A 6,776-nucleotide genomic window follows, 5' to 3' on the forward strand; every position below is an offset into this window, starting at 1 on the left:
CCTCGGCGCGGTAGCGCCTGCCGTCGCACTCCGGGCAGCGCAGGTAGACGTCGGAAAGAAACTGCATCTCGACGCGCTCGAAGCCGTTGCCGCCGCAGACCGGGCAGCGGCCGTTTCCGGAGTTGAAGCTGAAGGTGCCGGCGGTGTAGCCGCGGGCGCGGGCCAGCGGCTCGGCGGCGAAGAGCTCGCGGATGGCGTCGAAGGCGCCGACGTAGCTGACCGGGTTGGAGCGGGCGGTGCGGCCGATGGGCGACTGGTCGACCAGTACCACCTCGCGCAGCCGATCGTGGCCGCGCAGGCCGCGGTGGGCGCCCGGCGTCTCCACCGGTCGTCCCATCTCCTTGCGCAGGGCGTTGTAGAGGATGTCCTGCACCAGCGTGCTCTTGCCGCTGCCGGAGACGCCGGTGACGACCACCAGGCGGTTCAGGGGAATGGCGACGTCGACGTTCTTCAGGTTGTTCTCGGCGGCGCCGAGAATTTCAAGGCACTCCCCCCTTTGGTAAAGGGGGGCCGGGGGGGATTTCGCCTGCACCTGCCGCCGGCCGGTCAGATAGTCGGCGGTCAGCGAGCCCTCCGCCCGCAGCAGTTCCTGCGGCGGACCGAAGAAGACAATTTCGCCGCCGCGCTCCCCCGGTCCGGGACCGAGGTCGAGGAGGCGGTCGGCGGCAAGCATCACCTGGGGGTCGTGCTCGACCACCAGCAGGGAGTTGCCGGCGTCGCGCAGCCGTTGCAGCACGCCGACGACGCGGCCGATGTCGCGCGGGTGCAGGCCGATGGAGGGTTCGTCCAGAACGAAGAGGGTGTTGACCAGCGAGGTGCCGAGGGCCGTGGTCAGGTTGATGCGCTGCACCTCGCCGCCGGAGAGGGTGCGCGACTGGCGGTCGAGGGTCAGGTACCCCAGCCCCACCTCCAGCAGGTAGCGCAGGCGGGAGCGGATGCCGGTAAGGAGCACCTCCCCCGCCTGGTCGAGGGGGGCCGGCAACTTCAGTTCCGCGAAGAAGGCGGCGCCGCGCTCGATCGGCAGGAGCATGACGTCGTGGATCGACAGGCCGGGAAGGGCGGCGACGGCCTCCGCCGACAGCATTTCCGGCGGCCGGAATCGTCGCTCCGGCGGGAGTACGCTGTCCGCCTCTCTCTTCGAACCGAGCCGCCAGAGCAGCGCCTGCGGCTTGAGCCGGGCACCCCGGCAGGCGGGACAGGGGTTGTAGGCGCGGTAGCGGGAGAGCAGGACGCGGATGTGCATCTTGTAGGCTTTGGTCTCCAGCCAGGCGAAGAAACGCTCGACGCCGTACCAGAGCCCCGCCTCCCAGGAACCTTCCCCTGCCAGCACCCAAGTCTGCTGCTCCGGCGTCAGCTGCCGCCAGGGAACATCGACGGGGATGCCGCGTTTGCCGGCGAAGGCGAGCAGGTCGTCCTGGCACTCGCGGTAGCTCTCCGTCTGCCACGGTTTGACGGCGCCGCCGGCAAGGCTGAGGCCGGGGTCGGGAACGACAAGGTTGTAATCGACGCCGATCACCCGGCCGAAGCCGCGGCAGGAATCGCAGGCGCCGAGGGGCGAGTTGAAGGAGAAGAGGTTCGGCACCGGATCGCCGTAGTGCAGATCGCAGTCGGGGCAGTGCAGGTCGGCGGAGAAGCGCCAGGGTGCGCCGGCCTCTCCCGCCGCCTCCAGCGGGTAGACGGCGAGGCGGCCGTGGCCGGCGCGCTGTGCCGCTTCGACCGCCTCGATCAGGCGGTCGCGCCGGTCGGCCGCAAGGTGCAGACGGTCCTGGATCACCTCGAGGCGGCCCGGCTCCTCCCGGTGCAGGCGGGTGTACCCCTGGCGGGCGAGCAGCTCCTTGATCTCGTCGACGGTGAAGTTTTCCGGGACGGCGACGGCAAAGGTGACCAGCGCCCGCGGCTCCTCGCCGGCAGCCTTCGCCAGCAGTTCTTCGGCGATGGAGTCGGGGGTGTCGCGCCGCACCTCGCGGCCGCACCCCTGGCAGAAGAGTCGCCCTGCCCGGGCGAAGAGGAGCTTCAGGTGGTCGTTGAGCTCGGTCATGGTGCCGACCGTCGAGCGGGAGGTGCGCACCGGGTTGGTCTGGTCAATGGCGATGGCCGGCGGAATCCCCTCGATGCGGTCGACCTGCGGCTTGTCCATCCGGTCGAGGAACTGGCGGGCGTAGGGGGAGAAGGTCTCGACGTAGCGCCGCTGCCCTTCGGCGTAGACGGTGTCGAAGGCGAGCGACGACTTGCCGCTGCCGGAGACGCCGGTGACGACGATCAGTTCGCCGAGCGGCAGTTCGAGGTCGAGACCTTTCAGGTTGTTCTGGCGGGCGCCCCTGATGAGGATGTAATCCTTGTCCTGATTCACCATGTCCTTCGTTCGGCCTCGGGTGCGGTCCTTCCGGCTCGGAGCTAGTGGCTTGTGGCCCATTTTAACATTTCATCCCATCCTCGGTCCCGTCCAAACTGTCGTCGATTATCCTTTTCTTCTCCCGGCCTCAACAGGGTCACAATGCGATGGGAAAATTGGCTACAATGTGGATTTTGGCCACGGGCATCTCCATTGCTCGGGTAGAAAACCCCCTCTCCCCATTCGGTGGGCCTGAAACTTTTTCTTCACTCCCCTTAGGAAAAGGCCGTTTCTCTGAATCTCCGGAACCTGTCGAATTCACAGGCGAGGAAAGGCTCAGAGGCCCGATGTTCATGCCGGATGAAAGGGTGCACGCCCCATCACTAGAGCACTTGATGCGGGTTTGGCGCACGTTTTGCTAAATGAACCGGCAACTCTCCCCGTATACGCTTAAGCTGCTTGACAGTATTTTCTGAAACATGATAAATACAATTTTAGTTTTATTAAAAATATCCACCCTTGTGTCCAGCTAATTGGGCCTTGTGTGGTTTAATATTTAGTGATGATAAAAGTATCCGGACGGGGTCTTCCGCCGGGTTGTTTCTTGTCAGGGAGCTATCGTGAAGAACACAAAGATGCACCTCTCTACCCGGACGATGAACCTCGACTTCGTCCGCAAGGTGGAGGCCCTCTCCGGCAGCTCGGTGCGCCGCTGCTTCCAGTGCGGCAAGTGCTCGGCCGGCTGTCCGATGCGCTCTTTCATGGAGCATCCGCCCAACCGCATCGTCCGCCTGCTGCAGCTCGGCCAGTACGAGCGGGTGCTCGCCGGACGCTCCATCTGGTACTGCGCCTCCTGCGAGACCTGCTCGACCCGCTGCCCCAACAAGGTCGATCTCGCCGCCATCATGGACGCCCTGCGCAAGTGCTCCTGGGATGCCAAGGGGCCGTCGAAGGAGAGCTACGTGCAGCTCGCCAATCGCCTGTTCATCGACAACATCCGCAGCTACGGCCGCCAGTACGAGATGCGCCTCGGTGCCGTCTTCAACATCAAGAGCGGCCAGTTTCTCAAGGACCTGATGCTCGGCCCCAAGCTGCTCTCCAAGGGGAAGCTCAAGGTCTTCCAGCAGAAGAACCGCAACATCGCCGAGGTCGAGAAGATCTTTTCGCGGATTGAAGAGATGCGCAGGAAGGGGGAAGCCCCGTGACGCCGAAGAACGTCCTCAACTACTCCTACTACCCCGGCTGCTCGCTGCACGCCTCGGCCATCGAGTTCGACGCCTCCACCCGCGGCCTGTTCAAAACGCTGCGCATCGGCCTGCACGAGGTCCCCGACTGGCTCTGCTGCGGCGCCACCCCGGCCCACAACGTCGACGAACTGCTGTCGCTCTCCCTCTGCGCCAAGAACCTGGAGCTTTCCGGAAAAGTCGAGGGAGACCTGGCGGTCGCCTGTGCCGCCTGTTTCTCGCGCCTGAAGACCGCCCAGCACAAGCTCGCCGAGAACGGCGAGAAACGCCGGCAGGTGGAGCAGGCGATCGACGCTCCCGTTCAACTCGGCAAGCCGGTCAAGCACCTGCTGGAGATCGTCGCCCGCGATTTCGGTCTGGAGCGGCTCGCCGCGGCGGTGCGCAAGCCCCTGGCCGGCCTCAAGGTCGCCTGCTATTACGGCTGCCTGCTGACCCGCCCGCCCGAGGTTTCCGAGCTCGACGACAGCGAGGCGCCGACCATCATGGAGCGGGTCATTGCCGCGGCCGGCGCCGAGACCGTCGCCTGGAGCCACCGCATGGAGTGCTGCGGCGCCAACTTCACCCTGTCGCGCCCCGGCGTGGTCATCAAGCTCTCCGGCGACATCCTCGCCTCGGCGAAGGCAGCTGGCGCCGACTGCCTGATGGTCGCCTGCCCCTTGTGCCACGGCAACCTCGACATCCGCCAGCAGGAGATCGAGGAGGCAAGCGGCGAACGCTACAACCTCCCGGTCTTCTACGTCACCCAGCTGCTGGGCCTGGCCTGCGGGGTGGCGGCGGGGAAGCTGGGGTTCGAGAGCATGATCGTCAGCCCGGCCGGGCTATTAAAAGAAAAACAGCTTCTTTAACCACAGAGGGACAGAGAACACAGAGGAAAAGCAATGCAAGCAAGCGCTTTGTTCTGGTGGGAAACCCGACCAGTGATTTCCGGTTTTTCTCTGTGCCCTCTGTGATCTCTGCGGCAAAAAGGTTTTAAAGGATTTTCAATGTCCAGAATCGGCGTTTTCGTCTGTCACTGCGGGGAGAACATCTCCCGCACCGTCGACGTGGAAAAGGTGGCGCAGCAGGCCGCGGAGCTCTCCGGTGTCGCCTATGCCTGCGACTACAAGTACATGTGTTCCGACCCCGGGCAGAACCTGCTCAAGAAGGCGGTCGCCGAGCACCGGCTCGACGGCGTCGTGGTCGCCGCCTGCTCCCCGCGGATGCACGAGAAGACCTTCCGCAAGGCGGCCCAGGCCGCCGGTCTCAACCCCTTCCTCTGCGAGATGGCCAACATCCGCGAGCACTGCTCCTGGGTGCACGAGGACCGGGGGGAGGCGACGGCCAAGGCGAGCGAGATCGTCGGCATGCTGGTCGAGCGGGTGAAGAAGGACAAGAAGCTCGTCCCGATCACCGTCCCCGTCACCAAGCGCGCCCTGGTCATCGGCGGCGGCATCGCCGGCATCCAGGCGGCCCTCGACATCGCCGACGCCGGCCACCAGGTGGTCCTGGTCGAGCGCGAGCCCTCCATCGGCGGGCACATGGCCCAGCTCTCCGAGACCTTCCCGACGCTGGACTGCTCCCAGTGCATCATGACGCCGAAGATGGTCGACGTCGCCAACCACCCCAATATCACCCTGCACACGTATTCCGAGATCGAGAGCGTCGACGGCTACATCGGCAATTTCCAGGTGACCATCCGCAAGAAAGCGCGATCGGTCGACATGGGCAAGTGCACCGGCTGCGGCGTCTGCATGGCCAAGTGCCCGCAGAAGAAGATCCCCAACCGCTTCGACAAGGACCTCGGCACCCGCCCCGCCATCTACGTCCCGTTCCCCCAGGCCGTCCCCAACACCCCGGTGATCGACCGGGAGCACTGCACGTACTTCAAGAGCGGCAAGTGCGGGGTCTGCGCCAAGGTCTGCGGACCCCAGGCCGTGGACTACGCCCAGCAGGACGAGCTCGTCACCGAACCGGTCGGGGCGGTGGTCGTCGCCACCGGCTTCGAGCTCTACGACATCGGCCCCAAGCCGGAAGGTTCTGCCTATGAGGGGTACGGCGAGTTCGGCTACGGCACCATCCCCGACGTCATCGACGGCCTCACCTTCGAGCGGCTCGCCTCGGCCAGCGGCCCGACCGGCGGCAAGATCGTGCGCCCCTCCGACGGCGCCGAGCCCAAGTCGGTGGTTTTCATCCAGTGCGTGGGGTCCCGGGCCCGGGAGAAGGGGATCTCCTACTGCTCCAAGATCTGCTGCATGTACACCGCCAAGCACACCATGCTCTACCACCACAAGGTACACGACGGCCAGGCCTTCGTCTTCTTCATGGACGCCCGCACCCCGGGCAAGGGGTACGACGAGTTCTGGCGGCGGGCGGTGGAGGAGGAAGAGGCGGTCTACATCCGCGGCATGGTCAGCCGCCTCTACCAGAAAGGCGGCAAGGTGGTGGTCATGGGGAGCGACGTGCTGGTCGGGGTGCGGGTGGAGATCGAGGCCGACCTGGTGGTGCTGGCCACCGCCGTGCAGGCGCGCCAGGGGGCCGACACGCTGGCGCAGAAGCTCGGCATCTCCTACGACAAATACAACTTCTACTCCGAGGCCCACGCCAAGCTCAAGCCGGTGGAGTGCGCTACCGCCGGGGTGTATCTCGCCGGCGCCTGCCAGGGGCCGAAGGACATCCCCGACACCGTCTCCCAGGCCTCGGCCGCCGCGGCCAAGGTGATGACCCTCTTCGCCAGGGACGAGCTGGAGCGGGAGCCGATCGTCGCCCGGGTCGACGACAAGCGCTGCGTCGCCTGCTTCTACTGCAGGAAGGTCTGCCCTTACGGCGCGGTGGAGGAGAAGGAGATCCGCGACCGCCAGGGGAACCTCATCCGGGTCGTCGCCTGGGTCAACCCCGGGGTCTGCGGCGGCTGCGGCACCTGCCAGGCGAGCTGCCCGTCGAAGAGCGTCGAGCTCGACGGCTACACCGACGAACAGATCATGGCGATGATCGAGGCTTTATGAACCGAGGACAGACGACAGAGGACAGAGGGCAGAAATAGCTTTTTCCGTCATCAGTCTTCCGTCATCTGTCATCGTTTTCAAGAGGATTATCATGCATGCCGAAAAAGTGAACCACGACTTCGAGCCCAAGATCATCGCCTTCGTCTGCACCTGGTGCACCTACGCCGGGGCCGACCTGGCGGGGACCAGCCGGATGCAGTACCCGGCCAACGTGCGGGT

5 protein-coding genes are annotated in these 6,776 nt (G+C 65.4%); 4 read left to right on the top strand and 1 reads right to left on the bottom strand.

Annotated elements, in window-relative coordinates:
- Positions 1-2,353, bottom strand: a 2,353-nt coding sequence (gene uvrA / locus VD811_02035; GenBank protein ID HXV19752.1) for an excinuclease ABC subunit UvrA, incomplete at its 3' end; no start/stop codon positions are given.
- Positions 2,354-2,952: 599 nt separating this feature from the next.
- Between uvrA and VD811_02040 the strand changes: the two genes are divergently transcribed.
- From VD811_02040 to VD811_02055, 4 genes are all read left to right on the top strand, one after another.
- Positions 2,953-3,537 (top strand): 4Fe-4S dicluster domain-containing protein, encoded by a 585-nt coding sequence (locus VD811_02040; protein ID HXV19753.1) that lies wholly within the window; start codon positions 2,953-2,955, stop codon positions 3,535-3,537.
- Positions 3,534-4,421 (top strand): CoB--CoM heterodisulfide reductase iron-sulfur subunit B family protein, encoded by an 888-nt coding sequence (locus tag VD811_02045; protein ID HXV19754.1) that lies wholly within the window; start codon positions 3,534-3,536, stop codon positions 4,419-4,421. The genes VD811_02040 and VD811_02045 overlap by 4 nt, the downstream gene beginning before the upstream one ends.
- A gap of 138 nt (positions 4,422-4,559) precedes the next feature.
- The gene (locus VD811_02050) at positions 4,560-6,557 is read left to right on the top strand and encodes a CoB--CoM heterodisulfide reductase iron-sulfur subunit A family protein (GenBank protein ID HXV19755.1); all 1,998 of its coding nucleotides are present in this window, start codon (positions 4,560-4,562) and stop codon (positions 6,555-6,557) included.
- Between the two features lie 91 nt (positions 6,558-6,648).
- A partial coding sequence (locus VD811_02055) for a hydrogenase iron-sulfur subunit (protein ID HXV19756.1) occupies positions 6,649-6,776 on the top strand: 128 nt, incomplete at its 3' end.

It is taken from the genome of Desulfuromonadales bacterium (assembly GCA_035620395.1).
GTDB lineage: Bacteria > Desulfobacterota > Desulfuromonadia > Desulfuromonadales > DASPGW01 > DASPGW01.